The sequence below is a fragment of the Mucilaginibacter sp. A5337 genome, from assembly GCF_059690695.1.
In genome coordinates this window covers 245,904-267,445 of the sequence record NZ_JCAWEC010000001.1, presented here as the reverse complement: position 1 = coordinate 267,445, position 21,542 = coordinate 245,904, and the positions used below count along the sequence as shown (strand labels likewise).

The 21,542-nt window shown below is 42.2% G+C and carries 23 protein-coding genes; 12 read left to right on the top strand and 11 right to left on the bottom strand.

The window, feature by feature from the left end:
* The first annotated feature begins 15 nt into the window (after positions 1-15).
* From AC59JO_RS01225 to AC59JO_RS01215, 3 genes are all read left to right on the top strand, one after another.
* Positions 16-372 carry a DUF6717 family protein gene (locus AC59JO_RS01225; protein ID WP_497302848.1) on the top strand — a complete coding sequence of 119 codons (357 nt, stop codon included), beginning with the start codon at positions 16-18 and terminating at the stop codon, positions 370-372.
* 16 nt (positions 373-388) lie between these two features.
* Positions 389-784, top strand: coding sequence for a DUF7674 family protein (locus tag AC59JO_RS01220; protein ID WP_413668809.1), 396 nt, complete (start codon positions 389-391; stop codon positions 782-784).
* Between the two features lie 122 nt (positions 785-906).
* On the top strand, positions 907-1,392 hold the full coding sequence (locus AC59JO_RS01215; RefSeq protein WP_497302846.1) for a hypothetical protein: 486 nt from the start codon (positions 907-909) through the stop codon (positions 1,390-1,392).
* Between the two features lie 92 nt (positions 1,393-1,484).
* Here AC59JO_RS01215 and AC59JO_RS01210 read toward each other — a convergent pair whose 3' ends face one another.
* The 3 genes from AC59JO_RS01210 to gatB all read right to left on the bottom strand — a co-directional run bounded on the left by AC59JO_RS01210 (position 1,485) and on the right by gatB (position 4,899).
* Positions 1,485-2,174 carry a response regulator transcription factor gene (locus AC59JO_RS01210; RefSeq protein ID WP_022831601.1) on the bottom strand — a complete coding sequence of 230 codons (690 nt, stop codon included), beginning with the start codon at positions 2,172-2,174 and terminating at the stop codon, positions 1,485-1,487.
* 106 nt (positions 2,175-2,280) lie between these two features.
* Positions 2,281-3,429, bottom strand: a complete 1,149-nt coding sequence (locus tag AC59JO_RS01205) for a redoxin domain-containing protein (protein ID WP_497302843.1) — start codon at positions 3,427-3,429, stop codon at positions 2,281-2,283.
* Positions 3,430-4,899: an Asp-tRNA(Asn)/Glu-tRNA(Gln) amidotransferase subunit GatB gene (gene gatB, locus AC59JO_RS01200; protein ID WP_497302841.1), complete on the bottom strand. Its 1,470-nt coding sequence runs from the start codon at positions 4,897-4,899 to the stop codon at positions 3,430-3,432.
* 369 nt (positions 4,900-5,268) lie between these two features.
* On the opposite strand from gatB, the gene AC59JO_RS01195 reads away from it, so the two are divergent.
* Complete coding sequence (locus tag AC59JO_RS01195) at positions 5,269-5,781, top strand: hypothetical protein (protein WP_497302839.1); 513 nt, start codon at positions 5,269-5,271, stop codon at positions 5,779-5,781.
* A 112-nt stretch (positions 5,782-5,893) separates the two neighbouring features.
* Here the strand turns inward: AC59JO_RS01195 and AC59JO_RS01190 are convergent, their stop codons facing one another.
* Together AC59JO_RS01190 and AC59JO_RS01185 are read right to left on the bottom strand one after the other, a co-directional pair.
* Entirely contained in the window at positions 5,894-6,763 is an 870-nt protein-coding gene (locus tag AC59JO_RS01190) for an HAD-IIA family hydrolase (RefSeq protein ID WP_413668804.1), read from the bottom strand.
* A 52-nt stretch (positions 6,764-6,815) separates the two neighbouring features.
* Positions 6,816-7,853, bottom strand: a complete 1,038-nt coding sequence (locus AC59JO_RS01185) for a hypothetical protein (protein WP_413668803.1) — start codon at positions 7,851-7,853, stop codon at positions 6,816-6,818.
* A gap of 222 nt (positions 7,854-8,075) precedes the next feature.
* Between AC59JO_RS01185 and AC59JO_RS01180 the strand changes: the two genes are divergently transcribed.
* A complete protein-coding gene (locus AC59JO_RS01180; protein ID WP_413668802.1) occupies positions 8,076-8,216 on the top strand; it encodes a hypothetical protein in 141 nt (46 codons plus the stop codon).
* Between the two features lie 68 nt (positions 8,217-8,284).
* Here AC59JO_RS01180 and AC59JO_RS01175 read toward each other — a convergent pair whose 3' ends face one another.
* Positions 8,285-9,643 (bottom strand): glutamine synthetase family protein, encoded by a 1,359-nt coding sequence (locus AC59JO_RS01175; protein ID WP_413668801.1) that lies wholly within the window; start codon positions 9,641-9,643, stop codon positions 8,285-8,287.
* Between the two features lie 117 nt (positions 9,644-9,760).
* On the opposite strand from AC59JO_RS01175, the gene AC59JO_RS01170 reads away from it, so the two are divergent.
* A complete protein-coding gene (locus AC59JO_RS01170; protein ID WP_413668800.1) occupies positions 9,761-10,177 on the top strand; it encodes a gamma-glutamylcyclotransferase family protein in 417 nt (138 codons plus the stop codon).
* A gap of 297 nt (positions 10,178-10,474) precedes the next feature.
* Here AC59JO_RS01170 and AC59JO_RS01165 read toward each other — a convergent pair whose 3' ends face one another.
* The 3 genes from AC59JO_RS01165 to AC59JO_RS01155 all read right to left on the bottom strand — a co-directional run bounded on the left by AC59JO_RS01165 (position 10,475) and on the right by AC59JO_RS01155 (position 14,081).
* Positions 10,475-11,485, bottom strand: coding sequence for a glutamine synthetase beta-grasp domain-containing protein (locus AC59JO_RS01165; RefSeq protein WP_091210736.1), 1,011 nt, complete (start codon positions 11,483-11,485; stop codon positions 10,475-10,477).
* 336 nt (positions 11,486-11,821) lie between these two features.
* Positions 11,822-13,300 carry an ATP-binding protein gene (locus AC59JO_RS01160; RefSeq protein WP_413668799.1) on the bottom strand — a complete coding sequence of 493 codons (1,479 nt, stop codon included), beginning with the start codon at positions 13,298-13,300 and terminating at the stop codon, positions 11,822-11,824.
* 55 nt (positions 13,301-13,355) lie between these two features.
* The gene (locus tag AC59JO_RS01155; RefSeq protein WP_091210734.1) at positions 13,356-14,081 is read right to left on the bottom strand and encodes an RluA family pseudouridine synthase; all 726 of its coding nucleotides are present in this window, start codon (positions 14,079-14,081) and stop codon (positions 13,356-13,358) included.
* A gap of 264 nt (positions 14,082-14,345) precedes the next feature.
* Here AC59JO_RS01155 and AC59JO_RS01150 point away from each other — a divergent pair, with 264 nt between their 5' ends.
* On the top strand, positions 14,346-14,789 hold the full coding sequence (locus tag AC59JO_RS01150) for a KTSC domain-containing protein (RefSeq protein ID WP_413668798.1): 444 nt from the start codon (positions 14,346-14,348) through the stop codon (positions 14,787-14,789).
* A 9-nt stretch (positions 14,790-14,798) separates the two neighbouring features.
* Here the strand turns inward: AC59JO_RS01150 and AC59JO_RS01145 are convergent, their stop codons facing one another.
* Positions 14,799-15,389 carry a nucleotidyltransferase family protein gene (locus AC59JO_RS01145; protein WP_413668797.1) on the bottom strand — a complete coding sequence of 197 codons (591 nt, stop codon included), beginning with the start codon at positions 15,387-15,389 and terminating at the stop codon, positions 14,799-14,801.
* A 435-nt stretch (positions 15,390-15,824) separates the two neighbouring features.
* On the opposite strand from AC59JO_RS01145, the gene moaA reads away from it, so the two are divergent.
* The 5 genes from moaA to AC59JO_RS01120 all read left to right on the top strand — a co-directional run bounded on the left by moaA (position 15,825) and on the right by AC59JO_RS01120 (position 20,881).
* A complete protein-coding gene (gene moaA / locus AC59JO_RS01140; RefSeq protein WP_497302834.1) occupies positions 15,825-16,814 on the top strand; it encodes a GTP 3',8-cyclase MoaA in 990 nt (329 codons plus the stop codon).
* A gap of 20 nt (positions 16,815-16,834) precedes the next feature.
* Positions 16,835-18,028 (top strand): molybdopterin molybdotransferase MoeA, encoded by a 1,194-nt coding sequence (locus AC59JO_RS01135; RefSeq protein WP_497302832.1) that lies wholly within the window; start codon positions 16,835-16,837, stop codon positions 18,026-18,028.
* 157 nt (positions 18,029-18,185) lie between these two features.
* The gene (gene moaC, locus AC59JO_RS01130; protein WP_413668794.1) at positions 18,186-18,656 is read left to right on the top strand and encodes a cyclic pyranopterin monophosphate synthase MoaC; all 471 of its coding nucleotides are present in this window, start codon (positions 18,186-18,188) and stop codon (positions 18,654-18,656) included.
* Positions 18,637-19,830 carry an NTP transferase domain-containing protein gene (locus tag AC59JO_RS01125; protein WP_497302830.1) on the top strand — a complete coding sequence of 398 codons (1,194 nt, stop codon included), beginning with the start codon at positions 18,637-18,639 and terminating at the stop codon, positions 19,828-19,830. The genes moaC and AC59JO_RS01125 overlap by 20 nt, the downstream gene beginning before the upstream one ends.
* Complete coding sequence (locus tag AC59JO_RS01120) at positions 19,823-20,881, top strand: ThiF family adenylyltransferase (protein WP_413668792.1); 1,059 nt, start codon at positions 19,823-19,825, stop codon at positions 20,879-20,881. The genes AC59JO_RS01125 and AC59JO_RS01120 overlap by 8 nt, the downstream gene beginning before the upstream one ends.
* Before the next feature lie 229 nt (positions 20,882-21,110).
* Here AC59JO_RS01120 and AC59JO_RS01115 read toward each other — a convergent pair whose 3' ends face one another.
* Positions 21,111-21,530: a molybdenum cofactor biosynthesis protein MoaE gene (locus tag AC59JO_RS01115; protein ID WP_497302828.1), complete on the bottom strand. Its 420-nt coding sequence runs from the start codon at positions 21,528-21,530 to the stop codon at positions 21,111-21,113.
* Positions 21,531-21,542: the final 12 nt, after the last annotated feature.

Sequence of the window (21,542 nt, the reverse complement as noted above, 5' to 3'; positions counted from 1 at the left end):
TTTTATATTAGTGCAATGACAACCGCAGTTAATACTTATAAATTTGTAAAGGAAGACACCGGCCGCTGGTACATTGACCTACCCGATTGGCAGGGTGTAAAAGCCGATCTTGAAATGGTTGAAGGTGCCGACACCATGCTTGATCATGTGGGAGAGGGCAGCAAAATAGTTGAACTTATATTAGCCGAAGAGCCTTTTGGTGGAAGTTCCGAACTTCAGCTCATTGAAGATTACAAAGATCATGTCGGCGGTGGTATTTATTTGTTGAAAGAATATGAAGGCCAAATCGTTAATCAGCAAATGTGGCTTTGCGATGTTACGAAGTTCTTGTTTGGTAAGCTTCCGCCTTTTATCTATTTCAAAAAGCAATAAGGCGGTACGAGCTATTATGAGCGCCTGGCGAAAAAGAGCAATTGAATGCCTCCCTGGATCAAAGAGAGAGTTTGAAGATCCTGAAACGTCTATTTTGGGTGTTTTCATGGAGTTATTGCCCTCAACTGTTGCTGCACATCGTAATAACGACACTTCACAACTCAAAAAGAACTACGACTTTGCCGAATGGTGTTTCAGGCAAAAATCTGAAGACCTGTGGAATGCTGCGGGAGTAGCATTTTACGAACACCTGGGTGATAAGACAGAAACACTTCAAACCATACACCAATGGGTTAAGCGGGATATCTATATTGAAATTAGACCGCTTTTGAAACAAAGGCTTGATGAAATCACGTTGAAAACTGTAGATAGTTTATATGGCTTGCAGAATGGTAAGTTAAAAGCAACATGATTCCCATTCCCAACGTTTTCCTGCTATGATGTGTTTGTTAAGCAGATTTAAAACAAACCTAAACTTTTTGAGGTTAAAAGGTTAATTAATAATAATCTGTTTACCTATCTATAAAAAACATCATGAGTGACAATTCAACCCAACCTGAAGAAAAGGGATTTTTCGAGAAGGTTAAAGAAACAATTGAAAGCCTTTGGGAAGGCACAAAAGACACAGCCGAAGACGTAAAAGAAGCAGCCGAAGAAAAATTTGAAGATATAAAGGAAAAAGTAACCGCTAAAAAAGTAACCGCCACAAAAAAAGCGGCAGCAACCAAAAAAACGGTTATCAAAAAAGCTGATGAGGTAACCGCAAAAGCAAAAACAGCAGTAGCGGATGTTAAGGCTAAGGCCGAAACCAAGGCTAAAGCCATTACTTCCAAAGTGAAGAACGAAGCAGTTGCTGCAAAGAAAGAAGTTGCCGATGTTAAGGCCAAGGCAGCTACCAAGGCAAAAGTCATCACAGCTAAAGCAAAAACAGAGGCTACAGAAACTAAAAAGGCCGTGGCCGCGAAAACAGCTAAAGCAGCGACGGCAGTTAAAAAGAAAGCTACTGCTGCCTCAAAGTAATGCAAAACACTTGGGCACAAAAAAAGCGATTGGGTACCCAGTCGCTTTTTTAATATTATATAACCTCCCCCTTCAGGGGGCCGGGGGGCGACTTACGCCTCAAATTTATAGCCTACACCTTTTACAGTAGCAACACAATCGTCGCCCAGTTTTTCGCGCAGTTTACGGATGTGTACGTCGATAGTACGGTTGGTAACCACTACCGAATCTTCCCAGATGTTTTTAAGGATCACCTCGCGGGTGTAAACTTTGCCGGGTTTTGAAGCCAGCAGGTATAGCAGTTCAAATTCCTTTTTAGCTAATACCACCTTAACTCCGTTTTTGTAAACCAGGTAAGCTTCGCGATCGATAACCAAATCGCCAATTTCCAGTTTATTATCAATTACGTCTTCAGCAGGGGCATTACGGCGTAATATGGCATTAATGCGGCTAACCAATGCGCGTGGTTTTATAGGCTTTGCAATATAATCATCGGCACCTACATTAAACCCTGCAATTTCCGAATACTCTTCGCTGCGGGCAGTTAAAAACACCATAAAGGTATTTTTAAATTCGGGCATGGTACGCATAATGCGGCATGCTTCAATTCCGTCCATTTTAGGCATCATGATATCCAGTACAATCAAATCAGGCAGGGCTTTCTTTGCTTCGGCAACAGCTTCCTGGCCGTTGCGTGCTAAAAACACCTGGTAACCCTCTTTTTTCAGGTTATACTCAATCAGTTCTAAAATATCCGGTTCATCATCAACAATAAGTATTTTCTGTTTCGCGGTGCTGCTCATGTTGCGTTAATTTTTTTGTATAAAAGTATACGCTTTACAACAGCTAATGGTTAAGCTAATATTAACAAATTGTTAAACGTTACCTTATATTAACCGTAAGTTGAGGCTATTTAAATGTTTTATTTAAAAAAGCTTCAAGATCGGCGCCTGTAATGTTCTTGGCAACGATATTTCCCTGCGGATCAATAATGAAATTTGAGGGGATAGCCTCGATATGATAAAGCCTTTCTGTGGGGCCTTCAAAGCCATTTAAATCTGATCCATGGGCCCAGGTAAGCTTGTCATCGCTGATAGCTTTTTGCCATGGCGCTTTATCTTTATCAAGCGAAACACCTAAAATATTAAAGCCTTTATCTTTAAATGTATTGTATTGTTTAACCACATTAGGATTTTCCTGCCGGCAAGGCTGGCACCACGAAGCCCAAAAGTCAATCATCACATATTTACCTTTATAGTCAGATAATTTGATCGACTTGCCATCAATACCGTTAACTGTAAACTCAGGAGCTTTATGACCTAATGAAATTGGCTTTGCCTTATCCATCTGTGCAATGAATTTTTGTACGGTAGGGTTATCTTTAAAATCGCCCCGGATATCATCCGCAAATTTGATAAGCTGAGCTTCGTATTTGGTAGGATCAAGGGTGGTTGCCGCGTAAAAACCGGCAAGCGACTTCTTGTTGTCGTTCACAAATTTTAAAACTGCTTCGCCGCTTTCACTTACATTCTTTAAAAATATAGGCATGTATATTTTCAACAATGAATCGTTTCGCTCGCCGTGTGACTTTTCCTGGTACTCGGCAAAAAGTTTGGCGTTTTTATCACCATAAAGGTTACTGATGCGGTTAAACTCTTTTATTTTATCCGAATCATCTGAGCCCTTAATAGTATACTCGTGATTTTTATCGTTATTGTCGGTTTCAAACTCAATATCATCCCCATTTTTAGCAATGAAATCGTACAGGTTTTCGCCCTGCATTTCGCTGCCCTGCGGGCCGGTACTGCCTACACGAAGCTTAAACAGGTTTGGGTAAAGTGCCACATGTTTAAACTCAAATTTGCCGCCCTCGCTCAATGAGGTTGAGTCAACAACTTTTAAGCCCGAGCTATCGGCTTCAATCAAATAAACAGCTTTAAGTGCACCCGGATTTTTGATAGTTCCTGAAACGCTGAACTGCGATTGGTTTTTACAAGAGTACATACCTGCGCTAAGCATCAACAGTGCGCCGGCAGCAGCCATATTTTTAACTTTCATCTATTTAGCTTCTAATTCCTTTATCAATAGCTGGTTAGTTTTCTGCGGGTCGATCTTGCCTTTTGAGCTTTTCATGATCTCGCCCATAAACAGGCCTAAAACGCCCTTTTTTCCCTTTTGGTATTCCTTAACCTTATCAGGATATTTGGCGATAGCATCCTTTATAAAACGGGTTACATCATCGCCGTCGGCACTGATCAATAGGTTCAATTCTTTAGCCAGATCATCCGGTTTTTTACCAGGTTCTTTGACCATGGCAGGGAATAATTTGTGCGAAGCTACAGAATTATTTATCACCCCGGTGTCAATTAGTTTGATGAGGGCGGCAAGGTTTTGCGGCGTAACAGCAAAGTTACCAATGGTTTGGTTATGGTCATTAAGGTATGAGCGTATAGCACCCATAAGCCAGTTGGCAGCGGCCTTATAATGATCGGTATGTTTTATCAGCGCCTCAAAATAAAAGGCGGTATCCCTATCGGCAGTAATTACCGACGCATCATAGGCAGTTAAGCCCAATTGCTCGGTGTATTTATGATACAATTGTGCAGGCAACGCAGGTAAACCTTTCCGAATGTTTTCTACATATTCGTTGGTTAGCTTTAATGGCGGCAGGTCCGGTTCGGGGAAATACCGATAATCGTTAGCCATTTCTTTTGAGCGCAGTACCGAGGTTTCGCCAGTATCGGCATTGAAATTTAATGTGTTTTGGTCGATATGGCCGCCTGCCTCAATGATGTTTACCTGGCGTACAAACTCGTGCTCAATGGCGCGCTGTACGTTGCGGATGGAGTTAAGGTTTTTTACCTCGCAGCGGTTACCGTAAGCGGTTGCACCTTTAAGCCTTACCGAGATATTGGCATCGCAGCGCATACTGCCTTCTTCCATATTACCGTCGCAAATATCAAGGTAGCGCAAAATTTTACGCATTTCAGTCAGGAACTGGCCGGCTTCTTCGGCGCTGCGCATATCGGGCTCTGATACAATCTCAACCAGTGGCACGCCCGCACGGTTCAGGTCGATCAGTGAATCGGCATGATGCTGATCATGCATGCTTTTTCCGGCATCTTCTTCCATATGAATGTGGTGCAGGGCGATATTTTTTTCAGTACCGTCGGCCAGTTTCACCGGCACATAGCCTTTAAGGCATATGGGTGCCTGATCCTGGCTAATCTGGTAACCTTTAGGCAAATCGGCATAAAAATAATTTTTACGGGCGAAGCTATTATTAAGGTTGATGGTGCAATTACAGGCCAGGCCCATTTTAACGGCATATTCAACCGCTTTTTTATTGATGAAGGGCAAGGTGCCGGGATGCCCCAGCGATACCGCGCTAACATGGCGGTTAGGTTCGGCACCAAAGGCAGCTGAATCTGCCGAGAATACCTTACTTGATGTAGATAGCTGTGCGTGTACTTCGAGGCCTATCACCAACTCGTACTTTTCGGCTACCCCGTCTGAGAGAACTGTCATAAAAATAAAAATTCAGCTATGAATTACTGAGCTATAAAAACCAAATATATAAAGATTAATACAGTATCGGCACCATTTTGCTTTTAAAAACAACGGTAAAGATGCAATAATATACTTATACGGTAGAAAACATCAGGTTTACAGTTTGCTACACATAATCAACCTGGTTTGTTAACTATAACGGCTGTTGCTTCATATTAAAGTTTTTATGGTAAAAAGTAGTAAATCCAAAAAAAATCCAATACCAATAGTATTTTGTTTAAATGAAAAGGCTTGTGATATTTAAAAATTAAACCATTGATAAATGTTCCTGTCTACTGATGTATAGGCACAGAAATTGAGTATGTGCTGCATATTTATACAGACACCATGAAAAAGTTAATTTTAGGAATGCTTGCAGGATGTTTTGCACTTGCAGCTTCGGTTACAAATGCAAATGCACAGGTTAATGTAAATGTAAACGTTGGTTTATGGAACCCACCTGCCGAATACGCAGGCGTTAACTATTATTATTTACCCGATGTAGAAAGCTATTACTACGTACCAACTCACCAATATATTTATTTAGATGGCGGAAACTGGGTTTGGAGACGTTCTTTACCGCCGCGTTATTCAACTTACAGTATTGCGACAGGTTATAAGGTAGCCGTAAATCGTCCAAGACCATACACCTATTTTGCTCATGATCGTGATACTTACGCCCGTTATCGCGGTACCCGAAACGTGATAGTTCGTGATAATTATCGTACCCGGGTGGTAAACCGCACACGTGTTGTTAACCGTACCCGCGTAGTAAATCATTATCAAAAGCCGCATAAAACTGTAGTAAAACGTACCCGTGTGGTTGAGCACCGTGGCCACGATAATGGTCATCACCATTAATTTTGAGCGAGATATCTCCCCAAAAAGATATAAAACAAAAACGACCGCTACTGTTGAGACGGTCGTTTTTGTTTTATACTTGATATATATTAGTTGACGTGATTACGGGCGTTTAAAACCCTAACCCTCCAGGTTCAACTACCGCCGAATCGCAGATGTACGTTGGTACAATACCTGTTGATGTAATGCGGTTTTCAGCATCTTTGGCCTGCGTATTTCCGGATAATACCAATACAGTATCCAACCCGAATTTATTGCCACCCAAAATATCTGTTTGCAGGGTATCACCCACCATTACAATGTCTTTTTTGCTGATAGGTCTGCGTTCGCGAAGCAGATCATAGGCAAACATGAACATTTGAGAATCTGGTTTACCGAAACGGATAAATGCCTTGCCCACTATTTTTTCGATCATGCTGGCCAAACCGCCAATAGCTATCGATACATCGTGCTTGGTTAGGGGATAGGCCTGATCGGTATTGGCTACAATGGCCGGGATGGTGCGCTTACGCATCAGGTTAACCGATTTGTTAAGATCGCGGCCCCAGTCAAAGCCCTCGTCATCCAAAAATACCAGCGCGTTAACCCTGTCGATATTGCTTTCATTTACTTCGCTTATCGGCAGGGTATGCAGGCCTGAGCTATCAATATAGTGTGCAGAATCAGGCGTGCCGAGATAAGCCACAATGCCATCATTTACCTTGAGGTCAAGATACTCTTTGGTAAGCATGCCCGACGATATGATCCTGTCGGGCGTTATGGCCATTAAACCTTTGCTTGTATAGGATTCGGCCAGCTGCACCGGGCTTCGCGAGGCATCGTTGGTTACAATATAATACTCCTTGCCTTGCTCCTGCAAATAGGCAAAAGTTCGCTCAATACCCGGAAGTAAGCCTCCATAATTTTTCAAAACCCCAAAAGCATCAAAAAAAACAACTTCGTATTTATCAATTATGGATTTAAAGTTGTCTATTCTGGTCATGCTTATCTGTTTTTAGGGTTCTGCAATAAAATGAGCCCGAAAGATAGCTAACCTATTTTAATTTTAAAGCCTCAATGATTTTTTCGGCATCAAAATCCCGGTCTACTGATGGTAAGTAAATGTCAAATGCCTCGGCTTGCAGTTTTTTGGCGTATTGTTCGCTAAAAAAGTGCTTGCCGTCCTTAATTACATAATTCAGGATAAAAAAGCGGTATGCTTCCTTCAAAAAGCGGATCTCATCTGCAGTTAGCGGGTTTACTTTGTGATATTCCTTTAAAAACATGATGAAACGGTCTTCCATCATAGTGTTGATCACATAGCTGAACACAGTGCGGTCGCCGATATCAGACACTACACGACTAAAGAAATAAAAATCAAGCAGGCGATAGCTCATCCTGAACCAGTCGTAATCCCAGCGCGAGTACAATTCCAGGTTAGGAGTTACCGAAAAATTGCCAATATTCCAGTCTATAAATACCGGGATGATCTCGAACGAGCTCATATTGTATTTAGAGCGGTTTTTAAGGAAGGTTTCACAATGATATTTCAGAAAATCGGCTTGCATACCTGTGCCAAATTGCGTGGGATCGGCCTCAATTTGCTGTAATAGCGCCGAAATATCGGTGCGTAAAGTTTTTGACGATTTAGGCAGCACATTTTTAACCCTTGAACAGGCTTTATGAAACTTGCCAACCTGCTGGCCAAGCTTTTTAATATGGTTTTCCTCTAAACGGCGTGGCAGTCGCTGTAATATGCGGGTAGGGTTGTAAAATACCACCCAGGCATCAGTTTTGCCGTGTTTATGATGGTAAATGTAAACACGGTTGTTTTTTTGTAAAGAACGGGCCAGGAAATTCTCAAACGGGTAAAGCAGGTTAATTGCTAAAGTTTGAATAATGCGGTGGTCTTCTTTAAAGTGTTCAAATATGCCAAAGTATGATAGTTTGGCTATGATTATATCGTCATCGTCGAACGTAATACGGTACACATGATTGGTTGAAACCATAGCGCTGATATCTTCGATATCGCGAATGATTTTTGATGCATCATATCCCTCCCAGGCCTTGCGGATAATAAAAGAATAGTCCATTTGTATATATCTGCCGGCAAAGTTACGCCAATGGCAGCATTCGGTTTATAATTAAGGGTACAAATATATTATAATTGTTTGTTGGAATAGATATTAAAACCATGTCATTATAAGCGAAGCGTGGCAATCTCGTAGCCAATGCATATCGGATATGTATAACTACGGGATTGCTTTGTCGTTTCTTATTATAAGGATGTGGTTGTAAGTGCTTGAATATTAATCATGTTTTTCAATATGGGCGTTGCCTGCGGCCCGGGCTATCCGCTGCAAGTCCTCGCCTTTCCGGCCCGCAAATCCAACCCGCGCTGTGGGCTTTACGCTACTATCCCTAACGCTGCCCCGCGCGGCATAGCTAAAACATAGTTTACACGTCATTACTTTTTTTAGGGCCTTACCTGATGGTTACTACAATGACATGAAGAAGAAAAAAATTATATTATCTCAAAATACCTTTTCAATTCCCAGTCGGTTACGCTTTTGGCAAATTGGCGGTATTCCCACAGACGGGTTTGGGTAAAGTGGTCAACAAAACCTTCGCCGAAGAGTTCTTTTGCAATATCGGAGTTTTGCATCGCGGTAGCCGCTGCGTGCAGATTTGGCCACAATACGCCGTTACGTTTGTCTTGATAGCCATTGCCTATGGTAGGTTCAATGTTTAGTTCCAGTTTATTTTCAATGCCGTACAGGCCTGAAGCCAGTGCCGCAGCCATGGCCAGGTATGGGTTGGTGTCAGATCCTGGGATGCGGGTTTCCAGACGCGTATAGTTTTCGGTGGTATTAATAACACGTAACGCAGTAGTACGGTTTTCAACACCCCATGTAATGGTGGTGGGGGCCCAGGCACCTTCAACAAGGCGTTTGTAGCTGTTGATGGTTGGTGCATACATCGGCAATAAGTGAGGCATGCAATATAGCTGACCAGCGAGGTATTGCTTGTGTAACTCGCTCATTTTATTTACGTCGTTAGCATCGTAAAACAGGTTTTTTGATTGGTCTTTAGTCCACAGGCTTTGATGGATGTGGCCGCTGCAACCGGGCAGCGTTTCGGTCCATTTGGCCATAAACGATGCCATGATACCGTGTTTATAAGCAATTTCTTTAACAGCGGTTTTAAATAGCGTTGCTTTGTCAGCGGCAGCTAAAACCTCGTCATGTAATATGGCAGCTTCGTATACTCCCGGACCGGTTTCGGTGTGTAACCCTTCTATCGGTATATTAAATTTAGTAAGCAGGTTAAACAGATCGTAATAAAAATCGCTGTTTTCGGATGTGCGCAATATCGAGTAGCCAAACATACCGGGTGTGAGCGGCTCAATATTGGTGAATTTTTTATCAGCAAGGGTTTGCGGCGTTTCCTTAAAATTGAACCATTCAAACTCCTGCGCAAATTCGGCATGATAACCCATCTCATCACATTGGGCCTTGATATGTTTGAGGAGGCTACGCGGACAAGCCGGCAAATCATTACCGTCCGGCTTACTGAAATCGGCCAGGAAAAACGGGATATCATCCTGCCAGGGCACATTGCGGAGTGTTGACAGATCGATACGGCAAAGCTTATCGGGGTAACCACTTTGCCAACCGGTAAGCTGCACATTATCGTAGCAAACATCGTTACTGTCCCAGCCGAAAACAACATCGCAAAAACCGTAACCGCTTTGTAGCCCATCAATAAACTTTTTAGGGTGGATCACTTTACCGCGCAAAATGCCGTCAATGTCGGCAAATGCGAATTTGATTTTCTGGATGTTATTCTGTTCAATATATGCTTTGATCTCTTCTGTGTTCATGGTATAAAGTATGGCCGGTTAAGGTATGGCAAGATAGTTATTATGGCTTAAACTATAAAAAAATAGCCTTTACGTGTTTAATACGCAATTGCTTTTACCTTTGTTTGAGCTATTTATATGGAAGCAATACACCAGTTTTTATTTGTTTATGGCACATTGCTGCAGCCCGGTAATGAGTTTGCAGATTACTTGAATAAACATTGTAAATTTATAAGTAAAGGTAAGATCAAAGGCCGGCTTTACGATATTGGCGAATACCCCGGTGCTTTGATCGATAACACAGAGGAACACTTTGTTCACGGCAGTATTTTTATGATGGATGATCCTGAAACCATTTTAAAAGTAGTTGATGATTATGAGGGAATAGGAGAGTTATACAATCATCCGCAGGAATATACGAGAAAGCAGGCAGATATTATTACTGATAGCGGTAATATCAATTGCTGGATGTATGTTTATAATTTGCCTGTAATTACTTATCGGCAGATTATCGATGGCGATTATATGCAATATTTAAATAATGTTGCCAGATAATCATTTAACTAATGATGTTTTTCCCTTTTTAAGACGGATTTAATGGGCTACATCAATGAATTCTGATAATGTTGCGGTGAAGTTAACCGATATTGCCGAACTCTGGAACCTTTAAATGCCTAACGGGCTACGCTTTGTTGTAGCCGTTTGAAAACAAGATATTCTGAAAATCTAAAATTAGTATAAAGTTTAGATGTAGAGACGCATGTGGCGCGTCTCTACATCTAAACCCCCAAAAAAAATCCCCCGGTTTGTTAAAACCGGGGGATAAAACAAATAACTATTTTATTCAGGGCATTAAAGCTTAGCTGATTTTACAGTTTTGATGATAACTGCGGCAACTTTGTATGGATCGGCAGCTGAGTTAGGGCGACGATCTTCCAGGTAACCACTCCAGTTGTGATCAACAGCGTACAGAGGGATACGGATAGAAGCACCACGGTCAGATACACCATAGCTAAAGTCATGAATTGAAGCGGTTTCGTGTTTACCGGTTAAGCGTTGATCGTTATCAGCACCGTAAACAGCGATACACTCAGCAACTGCAGGGCGGAAAGATTCGCAGATAGCTGTGAAAATTTCTTTGCTGTTAGCAGTACGCAAAGTAGTATTTGAGAAGTTTGCGTGCATACCAGAACCGTTCCAGTCTAATTGACCAAGCGGTTTGCAATGCCAGTTAATAGCAACTCCGTATTTTTCACCAATTCTTTCCAATAAATAACGTGCAACCCAGATCTGATCACCGGCTTCTTTAGCGCCTTTTGCAAAAATCTGGAACTCCCACTGACCGGCAGCAACCTCAGCGTTGATACCTTCAACGTTTAAGCCTGCTTCTAAACATGCATCTAAGTGCTCTTCAACAATTTCGCGGCCGAAAGCATTTTTAGCACCTACTGAACAGTAGTAAGGGCCTTGTGGTGCTGGGTAACCAGCTGCAGGGAAACCAAGCGGTTTGCTGGTTGATGGATCCCACAGGAAATACTCCTGCTCAAAACCAAACCAGAAATCATTATCATCGTCAGCGATAGTAGCACGACCATTTGATTCGTGTGGTTTGCCATCAGCGCTTAATACTTCGCACATTACTAGGTAAGCGCTTTTTCTTTGTGGATCAGGAACAACAAAAACTGGCTTTAAGATACAATCTGATGAACCACCTGGTGCCTGCTCAGTTGAAGAACCGTCAAAGCTCCAGTTATCTAAATCTTCTACTTTTCCGCTAAATTCTTTAACGATTTTTGTTTTGCTGCGCAGGCTTTGTGTTGGTTTGTAGCCATCAAGCCAAATGTACTCGAGTTTCGTTGCCATTTTTTAATTAATTTGTAAAGTTGGGGTTCTAATTATAGTTTTTGTATTAATCTCAATAATTATTAAGGCGAATTTAAATTTTTTTTACAAAAATCATTACAAATGTTAAGAAATTTTACATTTTTTTTCAATAACGTGTTAATTATGGCCGTAAACCCGTAAAAAAGAAACTGTAAAACTGCGTTTTTAACAATTTTATATTTTTTGAAATAAATGAGAGGTGTTTTTTATCAATAATGTAAATAAGCTTATACGGGGCTGAATTTGGCATTGTAATTTAACCTAATTCACTCATTTACGCCAGATATGGCTAAGATAAATTTATTGATACGGATTTTAGTCGCTTAATTTTTCAGAGATGTTCTTAATAGCCTCGTCAAGCCTGGTGGCCGAATCGTAAAGATGCTTTTCAACCTGCAGAAACTCCTGTTTTTTATCTTTGGTTTCGCTCATCAGTTCCACAAGGCCTAATATGTTTGTAAGGTGTTTACGCACTTCATGTGAGTTGATAAAGGCAAGCTCCCGCTTTTTGGTGTCGTATAACAATTTTTCGTAATGACGTTTTTGCCTGGCGCTACGATATAACAGCGCTATAACAGCGAACATGAAAACAGTGGTAATACTGATGAGGATCAAAATAAGGCGTTCGCGCCTATACTTTTCGGCAGTATCTGTAAATGTGTTTTCAATTTTGTCGATTTTTATCTGTGCAGACACATTGCCTACCTGTGTGGTATTATTAAGGCTTTCTTCTGATTGTTTTAAAGCAAGGTCAAAGTTTTCGGCAGCCAGTTTATAATCGCCCCTGTCGCGGGCTATTTTTCCAAGCAATTCGTAAAGGTGATGCTTTATTTCGGGGTGATTGGCTGAATAGGGGATGGCGAGCAATTGGTAAGCTATCGAACTCGCCGAATCTGGCTGCCCGTTCAGGTAAAATGCATCGGCCAGGTTTTGCCGCTCAAGGTCATTGTGTACGTACTTTTTATTAGTTTGCAACTCCTTGATCTGCGTTATGGCATCGCTATACTTATGTTGTAATATAGATATATAGTAAGCCGTGCGGTTTTGGTAGGTAAATAGTTTATAACTTTTGTTGTTAGGCCCCATCAACTCGTCATGGCATCGTTGCAGTGAGTCGAGGTTTCTTCTCCTGAAAAAGTTTTCGGCTTTGTTATAGCTTATTATAGTATAAAACCTGTCGTCCTTGATTTTATTTTCTTCCTTGATATGAAATGCAAGGTTAAGGTAATATAACGACTGGCTGTACAGGTTGAGTTTATAATACAGATCGGATATATTGATGTTAAGATATACCTGTAATAGTGGCTCGTTAAGTTTTAATGCTTGCTTTTGGGCCAGCCCGTAGCTATAGATGGCGCCAATTGGGTTGCCCCGGTCTGTTTGTATGAAAGCAAGGTGGCTGATGAATGAATAAATCAGAAAATCGGCTTTGCTTTTTGATGCCTGATCAATGGCTTTTACCATGGCCGTTTCTGCTTCGGGTAGTTTCGATAACCGTCTTTGTACGGTACTTTCAATAAAAAATTTTAAAGCCTCCCGGTCATCAACCTTGTATTTATCCAGTTTCTGGTACACTTCCGTTCTGCCCTCGGGAATAGTATTTTCCGGTCCCTGCTGAAAACGGAGTTTGATATATTCAACTATTTTCTTGTCCTGCAGGTTTCTGTCTTTTATTTTAATAAAGTTAACAAGGCTATCTTCAGACAGATAGGTATATGCAGATGCATCTGAACGGCTTACAACAAACACCACCAGTAAAATGCAGAGAGCGAACTTTTTAAAGAGAGAAGCCATTTGGCATAAAAATACGTTGGCGTATGTAAATATCAAACACTTTATACATTTAATTTTAACTGTCAAACTTATCAAGTAGCTTTAAAAGCGTTTCAAAGTCTTTAGGATATGGGGCATGGATGGTAACTTCAGTTTCGGGGTTAATACGGAATGTTACTTCATAAGCATGAAGTGCAAAACGCTTCATAATGGGCAGCTCTTCCTGGTCTTTACCTAAATGGTATTTACGCTTTATTTTTGAAAGAAAAACAGGCTCGCCCTTATACATTTCATCTCCTGCTATTGAAGCCCTTTGCGTGGCGAGGTGGATCCTGATCTGGTGCATACGGCCTGTTACCGGACGGCATTCAACCAAAGTGTAATGTTTATAATACTTTAATGACTGAAACCAGGTTTCGGCACGTTTACCTTCCTGCCGGCTAATGGTTACACTGCCTTTGCCAACATTTAATATTGGCAAATCAACAAGCAGGTTATCAAAAGTATGTGTGCCATCAATAACGGCATGGTATACTTTTTTAACCTTACGTTTTTCAAACTGCATAGAAACAGAGCGGTATGCTTCCGGGTTTTTGGCAAAAATGAGCGCGCCCGATGTTTCCTTGTCCAGGCGGTGGCAAATCTGGGCATCGTCCCAGTAAGCTTTGGCCAACCTTAACATGCTGATTTCACTGCTGCCCTCACCACGCTCATCAAGTGAACTTATAAAAGGTGGTTTGTTCACAACAATAACGTCATCGTTCTCAAACAGTATCAGGTCGGCAAATCTTGGAAACTTCATAGCCCGCAAAAATACGGTTTATAATTTAAACCATTATCACTGTATTTTATTCATTCGTGTTGTTAAAAAAAGCAGCAGGCGGAGTAGGTATTAATGACTTGTGTTAATAAAATCTTTAGCCAGTATTTACTTAATATCATCATTTTTTAATAAGTAAAACTCTCTGTTTTTCCTCATTTAAAAAGCGTACCTTCGCGCCGTTATTTTCATGGAGGTGTTTATGTATAATCCCTTCATCGACAATAAAAAAGAATTAAATAAATAATGAAAAAAATTGTCGACTACAGGAAACTCCTGAACGTAACTGAAAATGCCGAACTAAGTGAACTGCGTACGGTTTATAAAAGCATGATGAAAACCTGGCATCCCGACAGGTTTCAGGACGAAAGCAGGATAGAAGCCGAAGAGAAAAGCAAAACAATTATCGAAGCTTACCACTTTTTGGTAAGTATTGCACCCGAAACCCGTGCTCAAACGTTGTCTGATTATACTGCCACCACTACATTATCAAACATAGCTGATTTTGAGTATAAACAACAGGTACTGAAGGTTACTTTTCTGGATGGTAATGTATATGAGTATTTTGGAGTGCCAAAAGCAGTTTATACAAAACTAATCAATGCCGATTCGCCAGGCAGGTTTGCCCGCAGGCACATCTTTAATGAGTTTGTTTACCGCAGTGTAAATAAGTTGGTTGCTTCTGCTTAATTAGCCCACCTACCCGGCCTGGTTAAGCCGTTCTAAATCGGCTGTGGTGTCAATATCAATGGCACCCAGCGGAAAAGGAAGTATAAAAACGTCGTCGGCATGCGCTTCAATAACTTTTTTTGCACCCTCCAGGCCTTCAAGGCTAAGTAGCTCCGGGAAATATTTTATATCAAATAAAGCAGGTGCACCCAATACATCACGATAGCCGCAGGCAATAATACCGCAGTCGTTAACTTCTTTTTTTTCCATTAGCTGTGATATCAGGAATGAATCAACAAAGGGCTGGTCGCAAAGCATTAGTATAATTGAGGTTATGTGGGGGGCGAGTCTTAACATTTCTGTTAAACCTATCTTTATTGATGAGCCCATCCCTTCCTGCCAGTTAGGATTATAAATAACATGTACGAGCTGATCATCTATGTTAGGGCGAATTATTCCTTCATTAGCCCCAAGTACAACGATAACTTTTTCGCAATGCAGGCAGGTTAAGGAAGTTTGAATGGCGCGTTGTAAAAGGGTTTTACCCTGGTAAATAAGATTTTGCTTAGGTGAGCCAAAACGGCTTGATGCGCCTGCTGCCAGAATAATGATCCCTGTCATTTTTTATAAACTGTTTAACATGAGGTATTAGTATAACTGTTACTATAATGCCCGGTCAATGATCGGGCAGCATTATTTATACCGCTTCCGGTCCTGTGTTTTTATTGTCAGGGCTCAGGGGATTCCCTTTTATAATTCCACTCCGGCGATGCTGGTCTTAATACGGTAACGGCTTAATTAAAGTTTTAGTTATCTCTGTTCATTTGTAATAAATTGATTTTTTGTTATTTATGTGATTTTGTGAACAGGGTATTGGCAGTGCATTTTCTCTATAGTTTAATAAGAGATTGATAAATCGCCGGTTGCAGGGCTAAAAAATACATTTCATAAACATCCCGCCGCATAGTAATGCTTACTTTTACAATTGCCATGCATCAACTTAAAGCTGTAATGGCTGTTAATTAATTAAATTTACAAGGTAAAAAGGGATATATTTTGTTAACAGATAATCACGGCCGGAAGATTAGTTATATGCGCCTCGCGGTGACAGACAGGTGCAATCTGCGCTGCTTTTACTGCATGCCGGAAGATGGTTTAAACTGGCTTTCGCGTGCCGAACTCATGAGTTACGACGAAATGCTGCGTAGCTGCCGTTTGCTTGTAAAAATGGGCATCGACAAGATTCGGATAACCGGAGGAGAACCCTTTGTACGTAAAGATCTTATGTCTTTGCTTACAGGCATATCCAGGCTTGATGGCCTAAAAGAACTGAGCCTGACAACCAACGGAGTGCTCATAGCACCTTACGTACCCGAATTGAAAAAGATAGGCATACGATCGGTAAACCTGAGTTTGGATACACTGGATGCCAGCCGCTTTTTTACCATCACCCGTCGCGATGAGTTTGCCAATGTGATGGCTGCCCTGGATGCCATGTTAAGTCATGATATGGAGGTAAAGATCAATGCCGTGGTAATGGATGGCAAAAACATACAGGATATTATTCCACTGGTTGAACTGGCTAAAGAATTGCCGGTAAGCGTAAGGTTTATTGAAGAAATGCCCTTTAATGGCGATGGACATGTATATGATGGATTGCACTGGGACTATGTGCGTGTTTTGGAAGAAATAAAAAGCAAATATCCGCAAATAAAAAAGCTGGATGATCCGGCTTATTCCACTTCGTACAATTACCAGATACCAGGACATAAAGGAACTATAGGTATCATAGCCGCTTATTCGCGTACGTTTTGCGGTAGTTGTAACCGCATTCGGGTAACACCCGAGGGCGAGTTAAAAACCTGTTTGTATGATGATGGCGTGCTTAACCTAAAAGATTTGATACGTAGCGGGGCCACTGATGAAACATTGCAGGACGCCCTGTTAACTGCTTTTAATCACCGGCCGGCAGATGGCTGGGAAGCCGAGCGCGCGCGGGTTGCTAAAACCGGAATCCATGAATCAATGGCTACTATTGGCGGATAGTTTAAAGATCAAACAAAAAGATGACAACTGTTGAAGAAGCAGAAAAACTGGTACTGGCACAAACCAGGAATTATGGAACCCAAAGCTTACCGTTTGAACAGGCATTAGGCTATGTGCTTGCCGAAGACCTGAAAGCTGACCGCGATTTGCCCCCTTTTAACCGGGTAACTATGGATGGCATAGCTATAAAATATGCTGCCATCGAAAATGGTATTCAGGTATTCCGCGTTAAAGCTACCCAGGCAGCGGGTGATGAGCCGGTTCAGATCAATGAGGAAGATGAATGTATCGAGATCATGACAGGCGCTGTAATGCCCGTTTCGGCTGACACTGTGATCCGTTATGAAGATGTGAAGATTAGCGACGGGATAGCAACTTTGCATGCCCTGGATATTAAAAAGGGGCAGAACCTGCATTTACAGGGCGCTGATAAAAAACAATATGATGTTATTGCTTCATCGGGGCAATCGGTAAGTCCGGCTATAATCAGTGTGGCGGCGTCGGTTGGCAAAACCCACCTGCTTGTAAAAAAAATGCCCAGGGTGGTGGTGATTTCATCGGGCGATGAACTGGTGGACGTACACGAAACACCGCTGCCATATCAAATCCGCAAATCAAACAGCTATACGGTTAAAGCTGTTTTAAAACAGCACCATATTGATGCTGATATTTTGCATATTCCGGATGAACCTGCTGTTACCAGGGAGCAGATTCAACATTGCTTGAATAATTATGATGTGCTGTTGTTGAGTGGTGGTATTTCGATGGGGAAATTTGATTACATCCCGCAGGCACTGGAAGAATTAAAGGTTGAAAAACTATTTCATAAAGTAGCCCAGCGCCCCGGTAAACCTTTCTGGTTTGGCAGGCATGATACCGGTGCATTGGTATTTGCTTTTCCCGGTAATCCTGTAGCCACATTTATGTGCCTGCACCGCTATTTTTTATTATGGCTTAATGCTACACTTGGCTTGCCTTTAAAGCCGCCAACATATGCTGTACTGGGCAAAGATTTTACTTTTCAGCCGGCATTGCAATATTATCTGCAGGTAAAGTTGCAAAGTAACGAGCTGGGTCAGCTAATAGCAATGCCTGTTGAAGGCAATGGTTCAGGCGATTTTGCTAACTTAGCAGATACCGAAGCCTTTTTGCAACTCCCGCTCGAAAGGAATGAATTTAAAGCAGGAGAGGTGTTTAAGGTTTGGAGGTTTTAGTTTTGGGGATTACACCGATTTTCTTTGTTTGATTACACTGATTTTTTGATTTAAGTGAATCAATCAGCGAACAAGTCGATATAATCAAGTAAACAATCATCGTAAATCAAGGGATCGGTGAAATCATAATAAAAATCAGTGTAATCACAGTAAAAAAATGTTAACCCACATAAACAAACAAGGCGACCCGAATATGGTTGATGTAACTGAAAAGCAGGTTACACACCGCACCGCTACTGCACGCAGTGTGGTTGCTTTGCCGGCAGCAGTATTTGAACTTTTAGCGGGGAACGAATTGCAGAGCAAAAAAGGCCCTGTTTTTCAAACAGCTATTATTGCCGGTATTATGGCGGCAAAAAAAACCGGCGACCTGATCCCGCTTTGCCACCCGCTGGGTTTGGATAACTGTAACGTTACCATCCGGATAAATGAACAGCAGGAGGTAGAGGTTGATTGTACTGCCAGCATCACCGCAAAAACAGGTGTGGAGATGGAGGCATTGGTAGGTGCATCGATAGCGGCGCTTACCATTTATGATATGTGTAAGGCCATGAGCCATGATATAGTGATAAAGGAAACCAAACTGATCTCAAAAACAGGAGGTAAACGTGACTTTAAAAGATCATAACCAGCCATCCGGCACGCATAAAAAACACGCTAAACTGACCCGGCCCTCAACCGGCAATTTCGGCCGTAATGAATGGGCAATTTTAGGCGGCCCATGTACTGTGATCAAATTATTGGCCGATGATGTGATCAGGGCACTTTCGCCGGTTTATAAATGCGCTTATGTGGATATGTCGCATAATGATGATATTACCTTGTTGCCCGGCAGACTGGTGAGCGGAGCCTCACTCGATTATACCGACCAGGTCAACTATAAGCAGTTTAACTACCAAAACCCGGTTTATCCTTATCAGCTTAAACAACAGTTTTCATCTGCCGACTTGGTATTGGTTAACGGTAACCACCAGCAGGCCAAAGCCCAGGTAGTTATTATCGACATCAATAAAAAAGCTTCGCTGCAAAAAAGGGCAGACCAGCTTAATCATGTTCAGCTTTTCCTGCTGGCCGATAACGCAAGCGAAATTCCCGACTTTATACAGGAAGTTATACCCAATTGGCAACAGATCCCTGTTTTAAAGATAGATGACCGTGAAAAGATCGTTGCGTTTTTCGAAGCGGCGTTAAAGCAGGCTAAACCCGTTTTAAACGGATTGGTATTAGCAGGCGGTAAAAGCACCCGCATGGGTTTTGATAAGGGTGCGGCCAACTGGCACGGCAAACAGCAGCGCTACTATATGGCCGATCTGCTTAAAAACTTTTGTAAAGAGGTTTATATTTCCGGCAGGCCGGGACAGCAGCAGGAAATTGATCCGGCTTATCTGGTTATCGAGGATACATTTACCGGGTTGGGGCCTTATGGAGCTATTCTATCCGCTTTCCGTGAACAGCCCGATGCCGCATGGCTGGTTATAGCCTGCGATTTGCCGCTGATGGATGAAAGTACGCTTCGCAATTTAGTTGCATGGCGTAATAGCTCGTCGGTGGCTACGGCTTATCACAGTCCCGTAACTGATTTTCCGGAGCCTTTAATAGCTATCTGGGAACCTAAAAGTTATCCTGTGTTGTTGTCGTTTCTGGCTCAAGGGTATTCATGTCCGCGCAAGGTTTTGATCAATAGTGATATTACCCTGCTCAATGCCCCAAGTCAGGAAGCGCTGACCAATGTGAACACGCCCGAAGAATTAGAGAAAGTAAAATCAATGATCCACCATAAAATAGTTGCCGCTAATGAATGAGGATTTACAACGATATAACTGCCAGATAGCCCTGCCTGGTTTTGGCGAGGAGGCCCAGCAATTATTACAGCAAGCCCGTGTACTGGTAGTAGGAGCGGGGGGCCTGGGCTGCCCTGCTGCGCAATATCTGGCATCAACAGGTATAGGTACGTTAGGTATTGCCGACTTTGACCAGGTATCGATAAGTAACCTGCACCGCCAGGTATTATACACCCCTGCCGATGAGGGTAAAAATAAGGCTGAAGTAGCCTGTACACGCTTACAGGCACAAAACCCGGGTATCAAACTTGTGCCTCATACCACTAAAATCACATCCGATAATGTGATGGATGTGCTTAGTAACTATGACATTGTACTGGATGGTACTGATAATTTTGAAACCCGTTATCTGCTTAATGATGCCTGCGTTTTGGCGGGTAAGCCACTCGTGTACGGTGCCATTTACCAGTTTGAAGGACAGGTTGCAGTTTGGAATGTAAGTAACGCTAAAGGAGCTAATTCGCCCAATTACCGCGATTTGTTTCCCGAAGTAGATGCTACACAGATCCCTAACTGTACCGAGGGCGGTGTGATCCCTACTTTGGCCGGAATTATCGGCTGCATGCAGGCCAACGAGGTAATTAAATATCTTACCAAAACCGGCGACCTGCTTGCAGGGAAAGTGCTGATTTTTGATGCGCAAAGTATGCAAAGCCGCATCTTTAAGATCGGGCCGGTTACTAAAACACATATCCGTCGCCTAAAAACAACTATTACCATTCCAACTATCAATGCCGATGAGCTAAAGAAGCGGATCCTTTTGGATGATACTGTGGAACTCATAGATGTACGCACGTTGCAGGAACGCGAAGCTTATGACATTGGCGGTACACATATCCCGTTGGACGAAGTAGAGGAATATCTGGCCTACTTTACCAGTCCCAATACAAAGGTGCTTTATTGCTCATCGGGTAAGCGAAGTGATGAGGCGGTAAAGTTGATCCTCAAAATGATACCTGAAGCAGATGTTTTTTCATTGGAGGGGGGATTAGAGGAATATAAGGTTGATTAGGAAATGTGGTAAATAAGGAAGATGTTGGTGACAACACCAACATCGGCGGTGTATTGGCTTGGTTCTTCTCCATGTCATGCTGAATTTATTTCAGCGCCTCACTTGCTAAGCCACTTGCAAAGCAAATCACCCACCTTTCTTGTGGGACCCTGAAACAAGTTCAGGATGACTGGCGATTATAAATGTAAAATCAAAAAAATCCCAAATCGAACATCCCAAATCCGAAATCTTATGGATGTGCTGCCACCCAAACATCGCCATCCTCAAAGCTTTCTTTTTTCCAGATGGGGACGGTTTGTTTAAGTGTATCAATGATATACCGGCAGGCGTCAAAGGCGGCATCACGGTGCGCTGCCGATACGGCAATAACAACAGGTACTTCGCCAACCTGCAGTAAGCCGGTACGATGGTGGATCAGTATTTTTTGAACGGGCCAGCGCTCAAAAGCCTGCGCCGCAATCTTGTTCATTTCGCTGATGGCCATTGGCTCATAAGCTTCAAAATCAAGTTTTAAAACTTTTTTCCCCTTGGTTGCATTACGAACGGTGCCAATAAACACATCTATCCCCCCGGATTCGGGCGACATGATCCAATCAATACATGATTGGATATTCAGTGTTTGAGCCGATAGGAGGATCTGTGTTTTCATGGCAATGCAAAT

Coding starts and splice junctions, on each gene's coding strand:
- AC59JO_RS01135 (WP_497302832.1), top strand. CDS start 16,835: ATGACAACTGTTGAAGAAGCAGAAAAACTGGTACTGGCACAAACCAGG.
- AC59JO_RS01150 (WP_413668798.1), top strand. CDS start 14,346: ATGAAAAAAATTGTCGACTACAGGAAACTCCTGAACGTAACTGAAAAT.
- AC59JO_RS01220 (WP_413668809.1), top strand. CDS start 389: ATGAGCGCCTGGCGAAAAAGAGCAATTGAATGCCTCCCTGGATCAAAG.
- AC59JO_RS01205 (WP_497302843.1), bottom strand. CDS start 3,429: ATGAAAGTTAAAAATATGGCTGCTGCCGGCGCACTGTTGATGCTTAGC.
- AC59JO_RS01210 (WP_022831601.1), bottom strand. CDS start 2,174: ATGAGCAGCACCGCGAAACAGAAAATACTTATTGTTGATGATGAACCG.
- AC59JO_RS01165 (WP_091210736.1), bottom strand. CDS start 11,485: ATGGCAACGAAACTCGAGTACATTTGGCTTGATGGCTACAAACCAACA.
- AC59JO_RS01195 (WP_497302839.1), top strand. CDS start 5,269: ATGAAAAAGTTAATTTTAGGAATGCTTGCAGGATGTTTTGCACTTGCA.
- gatB (WP_497302841.1), bottom strand. CDS start 4,899: ATGACAGTTCTCTCAGACGGGGTAGCCGAAAAGTACGAGTTGGTGATA.
- AC59JO_RS01190 (WP_413668804.1), bottom strand. CDS start 6,763: ATGACCAGAATAGACAACTTTAAATCCATAATTGATAAATACGAAGTT.
- AC59JO_RS01155 (WP_091210734.1), bottom strand. CDS start 14,081: ATGAAGTTTCCAAGATTTGCCGACCTGATACTGTTTGAGAACGATGAC.
- AC59JO_RS01145 (WP_413668797.1), bottom strand. CDS start 15,389: ATGACAGGGATCATTATTCTGGCAGCAGGCGCATCAAGCCGTTTTGGC.
- AC59JO_RS01215 (WP_497302846.1), top strand. CDS start 907: ATGAGTGACAATTCAACCCAACCTGAAGAAAAGGGATTTTTCGAGAAG.
- AC59JO_RS01115 (WP_497302828.1), bottom strand. CDS start 21,530: ATGAAAACACAGATCCTCCTATCGGCTCAAACACTGAATATCCAATCA.
- AC59JO_RS01185 (WP_413668803.1), bottom strand. CDS start 7,853: ATGGACTATTCTTTTATTATCCGCAAGGCCTGGGAGGGATATGATGCA.
- AC59JO_RS01225 (WP_497302848.1), top strand. CDS start 16: ATGACAACCGCAGTTAATACTTATAAATTTGTAAAGGAAGACACCGGC.
- AC59JO_RS01180 (WP_413668802.1), top strand. CDS start 8,076: ATGTTTTTCAATATGGGCGTTGCCTGCGGCCCGGGCTATCCGCTGCAA.
- AC59JO_RS01120 (WP_413668792.1), top strand. CDS start 19,823: ATGAATGAGGATTTACAACGATATAACTGCCAGATAGCCCTGCCTGGT.
- AC59JO_RS01160 (WP_413668799.1), bottom strand. CDS start 13,300: ATGGCTTCTCTCTTTAAAAAGTTCGCTCTCTGCATTTTACTGGTGGTG.
- AC59JO_RS01170 (WP_413668800.1), top strand. CDS start 9,761: ATGGAAGCAATACACCAGTTTTTATTTGTTTATGGCACATTGCTGCAG.
- AC59JO_RS01175 (WP_413668801.1), bottom strand. CDS start 9,643: ATGAACACAGAAGAGATCAAAGCATATATTGAACAGAATAACATCCAG.
- moaC (WP_413668794.1), top strand. CDS start 18,186: ATGTTAACCCACATAAACAAACAAGGCGACCCGAATATGGTTGATGTA.